General features: G+C 44.8%; 13 protein-coding genes. 7 read left to right on the top strand and 6 right to left on the bottom strand.

Translation table 11 applies throughout. The features are described from left to right. Positions 1-90: 90 nt before the first annotated feature. Positions 91-1548, top strand: a complete 1458-nt coding sequence (locus AB4517_RS07670; RefSeq protein ID WP_372148143.1) for a PLP-dependent aminotransferase family protein — start codon at positions 91-93, stop codon at positions 1546-1548. A 46-nt stretch (positions 1549-1594) separates the two neighbouring features. Here AB4517_RS07670 and yjeH read toward each other — a convergent pair whose 3' ends face one another. Then, positions 1595-2866, bottom strand: a complete 1272-nt coding sequence (gene yjeH / locus AB4517_RS07665) for an L-methionine/branched-chain amino acid transporter (RefSeq protein WP_017066490.1) — start codon at positions 2864-2866, stop codon at positions 1595-1597. 254 nt (positions 2867-3120) lie between these two features. On the opposite strand from yjeH, the gene AB4517_RS07660 reads away from it, so the two are divergent. The 3 genes from AB4517_RS07660 to AB4517_RS07650 all read left to right on the top strand — a co-directional run bounded on the left by AB4517_RS07660 (position 3121) and on the right by AB4517_RS07650 (position 5238). Next, on the top strand, positions 3121-3582 hold the full coding sequence (locus tag AB4517_RS07660; protein ID WP_017061781.1) for an Lrp/AsnC family transcriptional regulator: 462 nt from the start codon (positions 3121-3123) through the stop codon (positions 3580-3582). Then, entirely contained in the window at positions 3576-4496 is a 921-nt protein-coding gene (locus tag AB4517_RS07655; RefSeq protein WP_017061780.1) for a LysR family transcriptional regulator, read from the top strand. Before AB4517_RS07660 ends, AB4517_RS07655 begins: the two co-directional genes overlap by 7 nt. Before the next feature lie 127 nt (positions 4497-4623). Next, positions 4624-5238, top strand: coding sequence for a LysE family translocator (locus tag AB4517_RS07650; protein WP_017061779.1), 615 nt, complete (start codon positions 4624-4626; stop codon positions 5236-5238). 104 nt (positions 5239-5342) lie between these two features. Here the strand turns inward: AB4517_RS07650 and AB4517_RS07645 are convergent, their stop codons facing one another. Then, positions 5343-6506 carry a carboxylesterase gene (locus tag AB4517_RS07645; RefSeq protein ID WP_017061778.1) on the bottom strand — a complete coding sequence of 388 codons (1164 nt, stop codon included), beginning with the start codon at positions 6504-6506 and terminating at the stop codon, positions 5343-5345. A gap of 53 nt (positions 6507-6559) precedes the next feature. Beyond that, entirely contained in the window at positions 6560-6790 is a 231-nt protein-coding gene (locus tag AB4517_RS07640) for a hypothetical protein (protein WP_017061777.1), read from the bottom strand. Between the two features lie 273 nt (positions 6791-7063). Between AB4517_RS07640 and hcp the strand changes: the two genes are divergently transcribed. Further along, positions 7064-8725: a hydroxylamine reductase gene (gene hcp / locus AB4517_RS07635; RefSeq protein ID WP_017068651.1), complete on the top strand. Its 1662-nt coding sequence runs from the start codon at positions 7064-7066 to the stop codon at positions 8723-8725. 101 nt (positions 8726-8826) lie between these two features. Next, entirely contained in the window at positions 8827-9888 is a 1062-nt protein-coding gene (locus AB4517_RS07630; RefSeq protein WP_017071646.1) for a hybrid-cluster NAD(P)-dependent oxidoreductase, read from the top strand. Positions 9889-10127: 239 nt separating this feature from the next. Here the strand turns inward: AB4517_RS07630 and AB4517_RS07625 are convergent, their stop codons facing one another. Then, positions 10128-11564 carry a glyceraldehyde-3-phosphate dehydrogenase gene (locus tag AB4517_RS07625; RefSeq protein WP_017061774.1) on the bottom strand — a complete coding sequence of 479 codons (1437 nt, stop codon included), beginning with the start codon at positions 11562-11564 and terminating at the stop codon, positions 10128-10130. Positions 11565-12457: 893 nt separating this feature from the next. Here AB4517_RS07625 and AB4517_RS07620 point away from each other — a divergent pair. Then, positions 12458-15022 (top strand): ATP-binding protein, encoded by a 2565-nt coding sequence (locus AB4517_RS07620; protein WP_372148148.1) that lies wholly within the window; start codon positions 12458-12460, stop codon positions 15020-15022. A gap of 31 nt (positions 15023-15053) precedes the next feature. Here AB4517_RS07620 and AB4517_RS07615 read toward each other — a convergent pair whose 3' ends face one another. Beyond that, positions 15054-15290 carry a hypothetical protein gene (locus AB4517_RS07615; protein ID WP_017061772.1) on the bottom strand — a complete coding sequence of 79 codons (237 nt, stop codon included), beginning with the start codon at positions 15288-15290 and terminating at the stop codon, positions 15054-15056. A 166-nt stretch (positions 15291-15456) separates the two neighbouring features. Continuing rightward, on the bottom strand, positions 15457-16083 hold the full coding sequence (locus AB4517_RS07610) for a D-Ala-D-Ala carboxypeptidase family metallohydrolase (protein ID WP_017066096.1): 627 nt from the start codon (positions 16081-16083) through the stop codon (positions 15457-15459). Positions 16084-16091: the final 8 nt, after the last annotated feature.

Genomic DNA, 16091 nt, shown 5'->3' with positions numbered 1-16091 from the left:
AATCGCTCCTTAATCATTGCCTTTTGATTAATGTAGCGATTAACTGGTCTATTAAATAGAGCCACTTTTAAACACTATTTGGATCCAGTTATGCAGCCTATCGATGTCGGTGATCTACAGTTAGACGAACAACACGGCACGCGTCAAACCGCCTTGTTCCACGCGATAAGAGAGAAGATCGTTCAAGATTTATGGAGCAAGGGCAGTAAGTTACCTTCAACACGTAAGTTGGCTGTCGAGTTATCGGTGAGTCGAAATACGGTGATTTATGCGTACGAACAACTGGTTACTGAAGGCTATATCGAGAGTAAGCAAGGCTCAGGGTTTTATGTCTCGGTTGAACAACCAGAACACTTTCTAAGTTTGTATAAGCCAAACAGTGTTCAGGATCCGAAGGTCAAACAAACAGTCAGTAAACCGAGTACAAACATAGCGACACCTAACGACAATAACCGCAGCTTTGCCCCAGGAGTTCCTGACTTAGATGCGTTCCCTTTTGCGAAATGGCAGAGGTTGCTGCAACGTCACTCTACACGTCAGAACATTGCGGGCAATCAAGAGGTTCAGGGAAGCTCAGCCTTGAGGGAAGCATTGAGCGGATATCTTGCGAGTAGTCGCTCGGTTCACTGCAGTGCCGATAGAATTATCATCACCGCTGGTGCGCAGCAAGCCATATCAATTGGTTTGATGGCGACGTTAGCGATGGGCGACAAAATCCTTGTGGAAGAGCCGGGCTATCGACAAGTGCATAAAATTATCGATCTGTTGAGGCTAGAGCTGGATGGTGTGAGTGTGCGTGAAAAGGTTGGGTTAGATATTGAAAAAGTGTTGTCCAGTAATGCTAAAGCTCTCTATGTCACGCCGAGTAATCAATACCCAATGGGCACGACCCTCAATACTGAGCAACGCCTCAAGTTGATCGATTGGGCTAACAAACATCAGTCATGGATCATTGAAGATGACTACGACAGTGAGTTCCAGTTTGCTCATCGCCCTTACACCAGTATGCAAGGCTTAGCGGGTAAACTCGGGTTTGATGAACGAATCATTTATGTTGGTTCGCTGAGTAAAGTCATGTTCAACGGACTCCGCTTAGGTTACTTAGTGGTGCCAGAAAGTCTGGTGGCGAAGTGTCTTGAGATCAAAGACGCGCTCACTGGAGACACGGCGTCCCACACACAGGAAGCTTTGGCGGATTTTGTTCGAGAAGGCGACTTGCTGCGTCATATTAGAAAGATGCGTCGGTCATACAAACTCAAGTATGAAGCCATGATAGAAGCGATTGAAAGCGAGTTTAACGGTGATCTTGAAGTGATCAGTCAGGCGGCAGGGCTACATGTGACCGTGAAGTGGTATCAAGGTATATCTGAACATGAGTGGAGCCGACGAGCTGATCTTCAAAATATCATCATTCGTCCGTTTGATTTTTATGAGTACGGTTCGAGTGATGCTCGTGATTGGAGTGGGGCGGTGCTAGGGTTTGGAAATATCCGTCTGGCTGAGATAAAGCCGAAGATCAAACAGATCGCTCGGCTTTTTTATCAGTGATATTGGTAGGTATCGTTTACAGCTTGTCGATTCATCATTTATCGAGTTACAACTTATCGATAGAGACGGTGGGTTTACCTTTACCTAGCCACTTCCGCCAAGGGAGTGACAATGTCACAAAAACAGTCACAGCATAGAGCATCGACCAACTTAAACAGATAAACACCAAGGTACAGATGACCAATGAAAGCATGGCAGTGTATCTAGATGCGCCTGTTAGTAATCGGCAAGCGGCTAACATTGCGAGCAGATAAACCAGAACAAAAATACCGTTGGCGAGCTTGAGAAAGAACTCAAGGTCTAAATTAGACAGCTCACCAATCACACACGAAATAAGCACGACAAAGCCAATTGCTAACGTTGGGTAGAGCGGTACGCCGCGGCTGTTCAGTTGAGCCATTCGACTTGCAGGGCTGTGTTGGCGGGCCTGAGCCCAGATCATCCGAGACAGGCTTTGTGTGTAAAGGTTTAGGCTGGCAAAGCAAGCAAAGAACCCCAGCACGCTGATGACGGTTTTGAAGCCATTACCAAACAGTTGTTCTGTTACCCAAGGGATGGATGCGGCATCGAATTCAGATGAACCGAAAGCACCCAGCTTAAGAATCACTACTGAACAAGCCCAGTACACTAGCCCCGCAACAAAACAGCCTGCAATGATGGCGATTGGGAAGTCACGTTGTGGATTTTTGAATTCCTCTCCCATGTGAGCAAAAGCTTCTATTCCGACAAAGCACCAAAACATGACAGCTAAAGCAGCGCCGATAGACCACATTGAATTGGATGAGATGGCAGGAAGAGCAACATCGGTTGCCGTGATGTCGGCTTTCCAAACAAAAGCGCTGACTAAGGCAAAAATCGACAATGCGATCACGGTTTGCAGTCGGCCAGAAGATTTACTGCCCATCAAATTGACGGCAATAAGCAGGGCGACGGTAAAGGATTGAGCACCAAGTGGTGTATCGAGAGGTGCGGGTAACAATTGTTGAGCAAAACCACCAGCCAGTGCAATGGCCGCTGGAATACCGACAGGAATAACACTCACAAACAACCACGCCACGCTTGTTTCTAATCGCTCGCTAAACGCCTGGCGCACAAAATAGGCAGTACCACCTGCATTCGGGTAGCGTTTTCCTAATGATGCGAAGGTCAGTGCAATCGGGCAAATAGCGATAAACAGGATTAACCAAGCGAGAAGAGACAACTGTCCTGCAATGCCTGCTGCGATCGCAGGGATCATAAATAATCCAGTGCCTAGCAAGGTCGTCGAGAGTTGTCCGATTCCTGAAATAAGCGTGATTTCTTGTTTGAGTTGTGTCATTCGCTCTCCTAGCTATTTGATTCTGGTCACGGTCTTCCAGTAACTTTCTTCTGGTGTGTGAGAAGTTATGATTGAGAGCATACATTGTTGACATCAATAATACAGCTAGCGAAACGTCGTAAGACACCGTCATTTTAACGGTATTAATCCGATTCAGTGTGAAAGTGTCGGCTGTCAGAATGGCTGTTATAAGTAGGAAAGTTGTGTCAAATTAGGCGTTATAAATAGAACAATAAATGAAAAGAATCAGAAGCATGGATAAATTTGATCGCCAGATTTTGGATATTCTCAAAACCAATGCACGATGCTCAGTGAGCGATATCGCCCGAGATGTCAGCCTCTCGCGCTCAGCGGTGAACGCCAGAATCAAGAAACTGGAAAGCGACAAAGTGATTACGGGCTACTGCGCTCAAGTGGCAGAACCCAACCAAACGAAGAATGTGTGCGCTTATATCTTGTTGAAGTTCGACATGTCGAGTAGTGACCATAGTTGTGAGTCTTACGCGAAACAAATCCAGAGTATTGATGAGGTGCAATGGTGCCACTCTATTAGCGGTGAGACAGATATGATGTTGTACGTGGAAGTGGAAAGCATGGAGAGCTTGAACCGAGTTCGCGATCAGCTGCAAAGTTACCCGGATCTTCGCCACTTAATGACTCATACGGTTTTGACCGAGTTTTTCAACAAACAGAATGCGACGGTGCATTCATGTTAGGCAATATCAACTTAAACCTACTGCGTTCACTGCATGTACTTCTTGAAGAGTGTCATGTGAGCCGTGCCGCCCAACGTTTGCATATCACACAATCCGCGGTGAGCCGTCAGCTCAGCCAGTTACGTGATTTGTGTGGCGACCCTTTGCTGGTCCGTGACGGCAACAAACTGGTGCCGACCAACCGTGCATTGCTACTCAAAGGTAAACTCGACGACCTGCTTGGCGAGTTTGACCACCTGTTAGATGATAAACCCTTCGAGCCGCAAGACTGGCAGGGTGAATTGGTGTTGTCTTCGAGTGATTATGTCGCTCAGTATATTCTTCCTGTGATTGTGGCAGAGGTGTCTGCTGAAGCGCCGAACATTAATTTGGCTTATCGATTGTGGCAGCCAAACTACCTTGAAGCACTGAACGAGTCTGGGATTCATTTGGCTTCCAGTATGTTTCCCACAAAGCCAGAACATGTCTCAAGTATCAAACTTGGTGAAGATAAGTCGGTGTGTTTGATGCGAAAGTCGCACCCGCTGGCTCAACAAGCGGTTTTGAGTGCAGAAGATATTGTTCACTACTCTCACATCAAAGTGACGGGTGGTGGAGATAAAGACAGTTACGCGGACATAGCATTGAAGAAGCAAGGGCTGAAGCGAAGAGTGGCTTTACAGGTTCCGTTCTTTTCATCTGCTGGTACTGTGTTATTGCAAGACGACTATCTGATGATCGTGCCAGAACATATCGCCTATAACCTAGGTCGACACCTCGATACTACCTACTTTTCGTTGCCATTTGATACGGAAATGCATACCTATTGGTTAATGTGGCATCCTAAATATGACAACGACTCTGCCCACAAATGGGCGCGAGAAAAAGCATTCCAAGCCATGCAAAAGTCGAGTTACAATATCAGTATGACTTGAAATCATAGGTGTGATGATAATCTTTGATTTCAAATAATACCTCCTGCGAATTATGGTAAGTGCCAAGTATTGAGTATTAAGCGTAGAGCGTTCAGCTGGAACGCTTTATTTTATTAGGAATGGAATGATGACAGTAACAATTTGGTTTTCTTTATTAGCGATTTGCTTGTTGGGTGCAATGTCTCCGGGCCCAAGCTTGGCGATGATCGCTAAACACAGTTTGGCTGGTGGCCGTATGAACGGGCTTATCGCAGCTTGGTCACACGCTGCTGGTATCGGTATTTATGCGTTCGCAACCATTGTTGGTTTAGCCGTTGTGCTTGAGCAATCCCCAATGTTATTTAAAGGTATTAGCTTAGCGGGGGCTGCTTATCTGCTTTATCTTGGCGTTAATGCGTTACGTTCGAAAGGTGGTGTTGCCGCGAAATTAGAAGCGGGTGAAAAGATGAGTTACATGCAGTCTGCTCGTGAGGCTTTCTTGATCTCTATCTTGAGCCCAAAGATCGCATTGTTCTTCATCGCTCTGTTTAGCCAATTTGTAGCGCTAGGTAATGAACTGACCAATCAAGTGATTATTGTCTCAACGCCGCTGATTGTCGACGGCCTTTGGTACACCTTTATCACCTTGGTACTGTCTAGCCCGTTGATTGTTGAACGTATTCGCTCGAAAGCTCAGTTGATTGATCGACTATCTGGCGTGGTGCTGATCCTGCTTGCTGTTCGCGTGGTGTGGACGATATAGCAGTAAACGATAAGAATAAGTAACTCATTAAAAAAGGCTCACTAGACGTTATCTAGTGAGCCTTTTTGATTTCTCTGGATTAGCTTTTGGAAGACTTGAGCTTATTAGCCTTCAGAGTTCAGTACGGCATCTAGCTTCGCCATCGAGTCTGAGAAGTAGGGGTTGTAGGTCAAACGCGCATGGTTCTTCCCTTCTTCACGATAGCCCCAAGCTGAGTACCAAACCTCACTGGTTGCATTGCATTGTTCTTCAAACCCTTCTGCCTGACCATTGGAGCAAATCTTCTCGCTACCATTGATTCCGTAATAAGGGTTGTTTGGTGAGAACAGTAAGCCCATGTGAGAGCCGTTCGAGATGCGTTGCTCTGGGATCTTCATGCTGTACTGAACAGCGCGAGGATCCTCGAGAGTCGTCTCTCCTTGCCAAACCAACACATTGTTTGGATTCGGCATAGATTCAGTAAAGGCTTGCTGAACGTAGTTGGTGTCAATCACGCTGTCGCCTTCACTCATCATAATAAAAACTGGTTTATCGAAGTGTTTATCTTGTAAGTCACCACGTACGACTTCTGATGTCTCGTAGTAAACCGATGCACCATTCATTGGCAACGAGTTGTAACGCAACACATTGTCTTCAGGATCTTGATCCGCCCAAGTGACAAAGTAGCTTGCTAGTCCCGCGTATTGAACGGCAGACGAGCTCGGTTGAAACGCAGGTGAGAACAGCAGTAACCCAGAGATCTTTGGATCGTTCATCGCCTGTGAAGTCACGAGGTTCGCGCCGGTTGAATAGCCGCCTAGCCAAACAGAATCATACTCTTGCTCAAGTAACTTCGTATGATGAGCCACCACACCTTGCCAATCTTCTAGGCTCGGCTGCATTAAATCACCCACGCGACTGCCGTGACCCGGAAGTAATACGGTTCTCACTAAGTAACCTTGCTCTGCCAAATGGGTAGCGATGTCTTTAAATGAGTAAGGTGAGTCGCCTAATCCATGAACCAATAATACCGCCTTGCCGTTTGGCGAGGTTGGTTGATACTCGGTTGGTGAATTGAGTTGGATCTCGAGTTGCTTGTCTTCCGTCATGAACACGCGGTTTTTCAATAACCAATCTTGTGTGTCATTGACGTAGGCATCAAAGCTGTCTTGCTGATAGCTAGGCAAGTCTGGAGATGTTTCGTAAGCGGGTATCGGTGTCTCGTTGGAACAACCAACGAGACTTAAAGTCGTTAAGGCCAGCAGTGCTAGGAGGGGCTTTCTTTGCATTATGTAATCTTGTCTCTGTTGTGCTTTCACTATGTCTGAAACTAAAGTTTAGGTTACTTTTTGCTTGAAAGGTCTTCGTATTCACCTTCAATAACACCGGCATCATTGGTTGATGACTGACGAGTGTTCATATGAGCTGCGAAACCTTGTTTCTTCATTTGATTCTGAATGCGCTTGCCAGTAATTAAAGCTGCAATAGCTAAAGGAATAGCAAGGATCAAGCTTGTGAATAACGCCAAAAGGCCAGTAAACAATGCAACAATCGTAACTAATATATTTTTCATATTCATTCCTCTTTTTCTATGTTGTTACTTTATCGCTTCTATTCTGAACGAAACATGAACGCCGTTAATAAATCTCTGAGAGTCACTATGACACGGATGTGTGCTGTTAGGGAGTTTATATGTAGTCATAATCACGCACTAAAAACATGGAATAAAACTAAGTTTAATAAAATCAATATGTTAAAAGTTGGCACGCTTGATGCTCTATAGGGGTTGGAATAAGTCACTGTAAGCAAAGTACTTACAGTTAATAAAAATTACTGGAGCCCTTATATGTTCTGTATTCAATGTGAACAAACAATTCAAACCCCAACCGTAAAAGGCTGTTCTTTCGCACAAGGTATGTGTGGTAAAACTTCGGAAGTATCCGACCTTCAAGACGTGTTGGTGCATTCTCTTCAAGGTGTTTCTTTTTGGGCCAATTTGGGCCGTGCGTGTGATGTTATTGATACTGAAATCGACGAGTGGGCGCCAAAAGCGTTTTTCGCAACACTAACCAACGTTAACTTCGACCCTGCTCGTATCATCGAATTCGCACAACAGTCCCATGAATTCAAGCAGCGTTTAGAGCAACAGGTTCGCGCGGCAGCGACATTGATTGGTTTTGAGATCCCAGCGCTTTCTGCTGCTGCTCAATTCGACCTTCCAACGGACTCTTCAGAGCTATTGGCGCTTGCCCCTCAAGCGGCGGTAAACCGTGGTCACGACTCTCAACACGAAGATGTGATTGGTCTTCGCCTTCTTTGCCTATACGGTCTAAAAGGTGCAGCAGCTTACATGGAGCACGCACGTGTTCTTGGTCAAACTGATAATGCTATTTTCGCTGAATACCATGAAATCATGGCGTTCCTAGGTACAGATCCATCAGACCTAAAACAACTGTTAGATACGTCTATGCAGATCGGCTTAATGAACTACAAGGTCATGGAAATGTTGGATAAAGGCGAGACAGATACCTTCGGTCACCCTCAACCAACAACCGTGAATGTGAAGACGAAGCGAGGTCACTGTATCCTTGTTTCTGGTCACGACCTGCATGATCTAGAAAAGATCCTTCAACAAACGGAAGGCAAGGGCATTAACGTTTACACCAACGGTGAGATGCTACCTGCACACGGCTACCCTGAACTAAACAAGTACCCACACCTTGCGGGTAACTACGGCAGCGCTTGGCAGAACCAGCAAAAAGAATTTGCGAACTTCCCAGGTGCGATCGTAATGACATCTAACTGTCTGCTTAACCCAGATGTGGGCTCGTACGCTGACCGCCTATTTACGCGTAGCATCGTAGGCTGGCCGGGTGTTGCTCACCTTGAAGGTGACGATTTCAGTGCAGTGATCGATTGTGCTCTTGCGCAAGAAGGCTTTAAGCATGACGAGATCGAGCAAATGATCACTGTCGGTTTTGGTCGTAACGCCTTGATGGAAGCAGCGCCTGCGGTTGTTGAACAAGTGAAAGAAGGCAACATCAAACACTTCTTCCTAGTGGGTGGTTGTGACGGCGATAAATCTGAACGTAGCTACTACACAGATTTCACAGCTCAAGCGCCAGAAGATTCAGTAATCCTGACATTGGCATGTGGTAAATTCCGTTTCAACAAAAACCAATTCGGCGACATTAACGGTATTCCACGTCTGCTCGATGTTGGCCAATGTAACGATGCATACTCAGCGATTCAGCTTGCTCTTGCGCTATCTCAAGAGTTTGATTGTGGCATCAACGAACTACCACTAACACTTGTTCTTTCTTGGTTCGAGCAAAAAGCGATCGTTATCCTGCTTACTCTGTTCGCACTGGGTGTGAAAGGTATCTACACAGGCCCAACAGCGCCTGCATTCCTAACTGAAAACCTACTAAAGATTATTCAAGACGAGTTCGACATGCGTTCTATCTCAACGCCAGAGCAAGATCTTAAAACAATCTTAGCGGCTTAATCTAAGCCCACTCCCAAGCCCCGTTGTTGCTGTTCTCTAGGAACGTGCAGCGGCGGGGCTTTCTAGATTTAATTCTTTAGTATCAGTAAGGTGTGTGAACTATGTATGCATGGTCGAATAGCGATTCAATCAATTTAGTGTGTTTAAAGAAATGGCACGAGACGCCAGATACGGTCAGCTTTGAGCTTGGCAGTATTCCACAAGACTTACATTTCAATTTTAAGCCCGGTCAGTTCATCACCTTGGGTTTAGATATGCCGACGAAAACGGATTACCGTGCTTATTCAGTGGCTTCTTGCCCCGAAGATAACCGCCTGAAGTTGACAGTCAAGCGTGTGGAAGGTGGCTTGGTTTCGAACTTTATTGTCGATGAGCTTGATGAAGGTGACGAGGTTTCTGTGTTGAAGCCGGCAGGCGCGTTTAACTGTATTGATTGCATGCCAACGGCGACAAAGAAAGTAACGCTAGTGAGTGCTGGCTGTGGCATTACACCAGTCATAGCGATGGTAAAATATTGGCTGTCTCAAGACAGTGACAGTGACATTGAGATTGATTTCGTCCACATGGCACGCAACAAGCTTGAGACTATCTACTTTCAAGAACTTCATCAGCTCGATGAATCACATGCGAATTTCAACTTAAAACTGCTGTTAAAAGACAACGAAGGAACAACCGCCCCTCAAGGTCGTTTAGATAAAAACTGGTTGGTGAAACTGAGCCCAGATATCTTAGATAGAACGGTTTACCTGTGTGGGCCTGTCGGCTTCATGCAAGATATTGAGAGTTATCTGAAAGAGCTTGAGTTCAACATGGATAACTTCTATCAAGAAAGCTTTACTCCTGCTACTCAGGATGCTCAATCAGAAGCGTCAAACGCCGAAATTGCTGACGATACGAATAGTGCTGTTAAGGTATTTGTGCCTGCGTTCGGCGCTGAAGTTGAAGCGGAAACTGGCACACCATTGGCGGATTCATTAGAAAAAGCAGGCGTTCCAATTATTATCGCTTGTCGTAGTGGGATTTGTGGTTCGTGTAAATGCAAAGTGACCAAAGGATCTGTGGAATCAAGCAGCCAAGAAACATTGACGCCAGAGCAGATTGAACAGGGCTACGTGCTTGCATGTTCAAGCTCGATTCAGTCAGATGTTGAGGTTGAGTTATAACAGACGTAAAGCTGTGCAAGAGTGATGAAGACAAGATCTTATTATAGCGATAAAAGTTAGGGCGCTAGATGTAAAAAGGCCACCTAGATCAGTTAGAGAGAGCAGATCTAAGTGGCAACCCTCTTGTTTATACGGGGGAGTAAAACAAAAGGGGTTGCGAAGTCCATACAGACTTCGCAGATATAGTTATTATGTTGTGGAGCTTGTTGCGATGGACGTATCTACAAGAGCGAAGTTAATTAAACTTCTGGGTATGTCTTGTAGCGTACACCCATCATCTGTTCCATACAGTGAACAACTTGGCAGCTGTAGCCAAACTCGTTATCGTACCAAATGTACAGCACGGCACGGTTGTCTTGTGCGATAGTCGCCACACCGTCAACCACACCTGGGTGACGAGAGCCAACCAAGTCGGTAGATACAATCTCAGTCGAGTCTGTGTAATCAATTTGTGCAGACAAAGCAGAAGACAGCGCCATTTCACGCAGGTACTCGTTCAACTCTTCTTTGTTTGTGCCTTTCTCAAGGTTTAGGTTCGCAACTGCCATTGAAACGTTTGGCGTAGGAACGCGAATCGCATTACCTGTTAGCTTACCTTCCATTTCCGGCATCGCTTTTGATACTGCTTTAGCAGCGCCAGTCGATGTCAGTACCATGTTCAATGATGCAGCACGACCACGACGATCACCCGAGTGGAAGTTATCGATTAGGTTTTGATCATTGGTAAATGAGTGCACCGTTTCGATGTGACCAGACAGCACGCCAAACTTGTCGTGAACCGCTTTCAATACTGGCGTGATTGCGTTAGTAGTACAGCTTGCTGCAGAGATGATGGTGTCTTCTGGCTGAATAACATTTTCATTCACACCAAATACCACGTTCTTGATGTCGCCTTTACCAGGTGCAGTCAGTAGCACTTTCTTCGCACCGTTACACGCAACGTGTTGGCTCAGGCCTTCCGCGTCACGCCATACGCCTGTGTTATCAACCACAAGTGCATTTTCAACACCGTAAGCCGTGTAATCCACTTCTTCTGGTTTGTTTGCGTAGATAACTTGGATGAAGTTACCGTTAACGATGATCGCTTTGCGTTCTTGGTCTACAACAATGCTGCCGTTGAATTGGCCGTGTACAGAGTCACGACGAAGCAGGCTTGCACGTTTTTCTAGGTCGCCATCTTTGCCGCCGCGTACAACGATTGCACGTAAACGCAGTGGGTACCCCGGGCCACTTTTCTCGATCAACAGACGAGTTAGCAGTCGGCCAATACGACCAAAACCGTACAATACAACGTCACGAGGTTCTGTCATTGCATCGCCTTCAAGCGATTCGATAAGTGCAGTTTGTAGGAAATCATCCAACCCATGTGTGTGTTCGCGATCTTGCCAGAATGAATGCGCAAGGCGACCAACATCAATACGACATGGAGATAAGTCCATAGAGAGAAGGTGTTGAATGATAGGTTGAGTCTGTTCTGCTGTAAGAGGAGAACCAGTGTAACGTTTTGCGATGCGGTGAGCTTTGATGATGTCGATAGTTGTCGCGTTAACTAAGGTCTTACCAAAGAGGATAACTTCTACGCCTTTTTGACGGTATAACTGACCTAAAGTTGGAGCGATGGATTCAGCAATGGTTTGACTAGTTTGCCAATCTAGGAGGTGCTTTTCGGGACTCATCTTTACTCGGGACCTTTCACGTTAAGTTTCTGCATTCATGGCGGTTGTAGGGAAGCCAATCAGCATAGGGGATTTGAGGCATCAGTCTGTGGTCTCTATTGCCACTTAAATGTGCTGATATGCCTTGTGTGTAACTTGTAATTTTTATGTGGCAGGATTGTAAGGTGCGACGGGTTATTCTGCTAGGAAAAATAAATGCAGACAAAATATCTATAAATTGGCTTTATATTAGCCATAAATCAAGATTTGAACGTAGATAAAGACTATTGACTTTAATAATCTGTAGCACTTATTTTTCGTCAAAAAATACTCAATTCAAAGGATAATATGTAATACAGGTTATATTGAACATTAAAGGTGTGATCGCTAACTCAAGTTACACGTAAACAGTAAACGATAAATAAGGGAATTAACGAGTATTGATGTTTGACCTTTGAATAAGCCTAGCTTGAGTGTGAAAAGTGCATCACGTAAACGATTGGATGTCACAATTTTAACCTAACTATCCACTTTGTTAGCACGCAGAGTCATTATTCACAGTCTAGTTGAGCCGCAGAATGTGGATGTGTACTTGTTATGCCGGTGATAATAACTGGAGAAAACGTCTTTTGTTTACCTTTTGCTCACTGAAACCTCGCTTGTTTAAACCAGTCTTAATAAAAGCACGCCTTTCCGCTTTAAAGCACTTTTCTGGATACCAGTTGGCTTTAATTTTTCGTTCTGGGCTCAGAGTATCGTTTGTTCATATCCAATTTGATCAATAACCCTCTGTTAATGTCCTATTCTTAATTTGGGTTAGGTAAATTACTTTCGGGAAGGGAGTCGTTATAAAAATGATAAACATGTCAATTAGATGGCGTCTTATTTTTCTTTCCACGGTTTCTGTACTCATTATGTTCGGGTTTACAGTGAATGAAGTGCTTAAGAACGATGAGAAGATGAATCACCTTGAAACAACGCGTATTAAGGTCGAAGCGCTTCAATCTTTTAATACGGTTTCAAGTGATGCTTATCGATGGTTGGTGCTGTCTAATGATTCCCCTGAGAAAGGTCAGTTGCTTTTAACACTGCAATCAGAACTGGATAGACTGACTCAGTATGGAATGCGACTTCAACGGTTCGACAGCAATTGGAGTATTGACCCTCAGTTAGCTGAATTGAAAAAGTTGTTGATGATCCTAGCTAGTACACCTGAAACGACAGACAGCAGAAAATTGACAGAGCGCGCTTTCGACTTGTTAAAAGACGTGCTGATGGAGCTGTCCGAATATCGCATGGCTTTAGTCGATGGCAATATTGGTCAAGCGGAAGCGATGTTTATCAGTCTTACGCATTATGTGTTTTGGACTCAGAGAGAAGCGTGGTTAAGCTTCAGTTTGTATCGCTCGCCCGAGCTAAGAAATCAATATTTATTGAGCTATGTAGGTGCGCTAGAGAGGCAGCAACAGTTGCTTGATACATTTTTCCGCTCTGATACTCGTTCACCTGAAATTAGGCAACTGCTAAACGCGGTCGCCAAAGATGATTTTCAAGACAAATTTATATCTCGAATCCTCAAAGGGGACTTTTCATCACCCGAAATATATCAACACTTGAAAAGCTTAGAGGTTAAAAAACGGGCTATTTCAAACGCGATTGGCGCTTACACCAATCAAATACAGTTTGAACTGACCAAGAATATCGCGTTGCAGAAAAGGCAAACCTTGGTCATGACGTTGCTTATACTCATCGCTTCTGGTGTTTTGATGTGGCTTGGGGTTGCGACATCTCTGCGCTTAAACAGAAACCTGTCGATTATCTTGAAAGGTGTGTCGGAATGCGCTGATAGCTACGGCCAGCCAAAGGTGATTCGTATCCAAGGGAACGATGAGCTTGCCGAGTTCACTGAAACCCTAAATCGAGTGATGGAACGCAACTATCTGCACAACAAAGAGTTGATAACAGCAAAAGAAGACGCGATTTCGGCTAACAAAGCCAAAAGCGCATTCTTAGCAAATATGTCACATGAAATACGCACGCCACTTAACGGGATCATTGGCATGGCTGAGATCTTATCTCAAAGCCAACTGAGCCCAAATCAACAAGAAGTACTGGGGGATATCGAATCGTCCTCTCACTCTTTACTGGTGCTGCTGAATGACATACTCGACCTGTCTAAAATCGAGTCGGGTAACTTGATGTTGTCACCACACAATGCTGATTTGCGAGAAGCGGTTTATGACTCTGTGAGTGTGATTCAGTCGAAAGCGATAAGTAAGGATATTGAGCTCGACATCAATATCGATTATCAAACGCCGTCACAACTGTTTTTCGATGAGTACCGCGTGAGACAGGTGCTGACCAATCTGCTTTCTAATGCCATCAAATTTACGTCTAAGGGCACAATTACAACTGACATTGCTTATACACCTATGTCTATGGGCAGGGGCAAGCTTGAATGCAGCGTGTCTGATACCGGGATTGGGATTGAGCCCGAGAAGTTAGAGTCCATATTTGAACCTTTCACTCAAGAAGATGGCAGCATTACCCGTCAATTTGGCGGTACGGGGTTAGGGCTTGCGATTTGTCGACAGCTTGTTGATTTGATGGGTGGTTACATTACCGCGCGTTCAGTGAAAGGAGAGGGCTCTACATTCACTTTTTGTTTGTATGTCGATGTTGTAGAAGCGCCTGTTCAAACTTTCGATAACCTGAGCCGAGCGACCATCATCTCGAACTCTTTCAATTACCTCGATCAGCTCGTTAAAGAGTGTGAGCGTTTGAATGTTCGAGCCAATGTGGTGTCATCCATTGCTGCCCTTAGTGAAAGTGTAAAAGAAAGTGACTTCATACTTTATTGTCATACCTTGCACCACTCTATGGAAAAAGATCTTGCGACGTTGAAGGTGATATATCCTCTTGCTCGCGTCATCGTTTGTCAGCATCACCTATTTAAAACCAACCTAATCAGAGAAACGGTCCACTCGACTCATACCTTGCCATTCTTGGGCCGACGTTTCTTAACCAGCTTACAATCTCTCGATGTGGGCGAAGAGCAAACGCCTCAAGTGGAAGCAAAAGATGAAGAAGTTCGCTCTCTGAATCGACGCATTTTGATCGTTGAAGACAATCTGATGAATCAAAAAATAGCGAGCTTCTTCCTTGAGCAAGCGGGTTATGAATATTTGATTGCCAGTAATGGCCAAGAAGCGGTGGATGTCATCACCCAGGGTGCTCAGTTTGATGCAGTCTTAATGGACTGCATGATGCCTGTTATGGATGGCATAACGGCGACTCGTGCGATACGTCAGTGGGAAGCCGATCAACAAGTCACACCATTACCCATCATAGCTTTAACCGCCAGTGTTCTAGAAGAAGACATCAAAGATTGTTTTGAAGCCGGTATGAACGCCTACTTACCTAAACCCTATAAATCTCACCAGCTGTACGATCTTTTCAGTAGCCTTGATATTGTCTAGGGCTCCCGTATCAAGGCTAGCGCGGCGCTACTTAACGAACTTCCAATCCAAGGTTGTATTGTGCAAGGCAACGACCGACATAGCTGATGTTCAGCAAGGCTGCGACTAAGATGGTGCTGATGTGGGCGACGATTTGAATTGGCAGTGAGAAGTGATCGGCCATTGGATAAGCAACAATAATACTGAGAAGCATAAGCAAGGTTGTGATAGCTAGACTGAAGTTTGAAACAGAAAGCAGAGTTTGAAAGCGTTGAGTCATCGTCTTCATATTGAATTCCTAATTGCTATTAATAATTATGATACTTGTTATTAATATCAATTAGCGTTCCAGTTTTAATTTACATTTAAAATCATAATCTTATGTAATTTCGCTTGTTTTTAGAGTCTAAGTGACACGTGCGAATTGCAGGTCTTTATGACTTGATCGTATTTCTTTACCATTGTCTAAACCCACAAGTATCGATGTGGAATCGAACACCTGAATATAAACCAAGCCCAACATTATTTTTTTGCCCGAATTCCGAATGAATCTTTTTAAGTTTCACGTGTAGATCTTCGCGCGTAATGTCATTTGCAGGCACTAGGTCTAAGGCACAAAACTCTAAGTGCTTACTTCGCAGTGCACCACCAGCTTGTTGATTGTAGATATCGGTTCGCTCTCCAGATACTGGTATAACAACACCGATTTCAGGCTCAATATATTGTTGTATGTACTTCAGGGTATTGATCATGTTTGGCACATGTTTCTTATTTGGGAGGGTAAACAAGGTTGTATTACTCATTGCCCAATCCGTCCCTTGCAATAGAACGAGATGCAGAGGCATGCTCTGAGTAACGCCATTGTCCTTGAGTTGTTGTCCGATTGCTCTCACTTGGTCTTGAGCGTGATTGAGGAGCATCCAACCTCGAAATGCTGATCGGGTCGGAACCTTGTAGCCATGAACATCGACCACGAGATCGTCATAAGTGATTTCGGTTTCTTCGGTATAAAGTTTCTCAAATTTTTCAGGGTAAGGTTGTGTCGTTGATAACGCCAAGGTAATCAGAATACTTCCGTACATAAAGTCTC

The organism is Vibrio sp. 10N.222.52.C3 (assembly GCF_041474195.1).
Lineage (GTDB): Bacteria > Pseudomonadota > Gammaproteobacteria > Enterobacterales > Vibrionaceae > Vibrio > Vibrio crassostreae_C.
The sequence above is the reverse complement of the archived record's forward strand: the minus strand, read 5'-3'. Positions and strand labels throughout refer to the sequence as shown.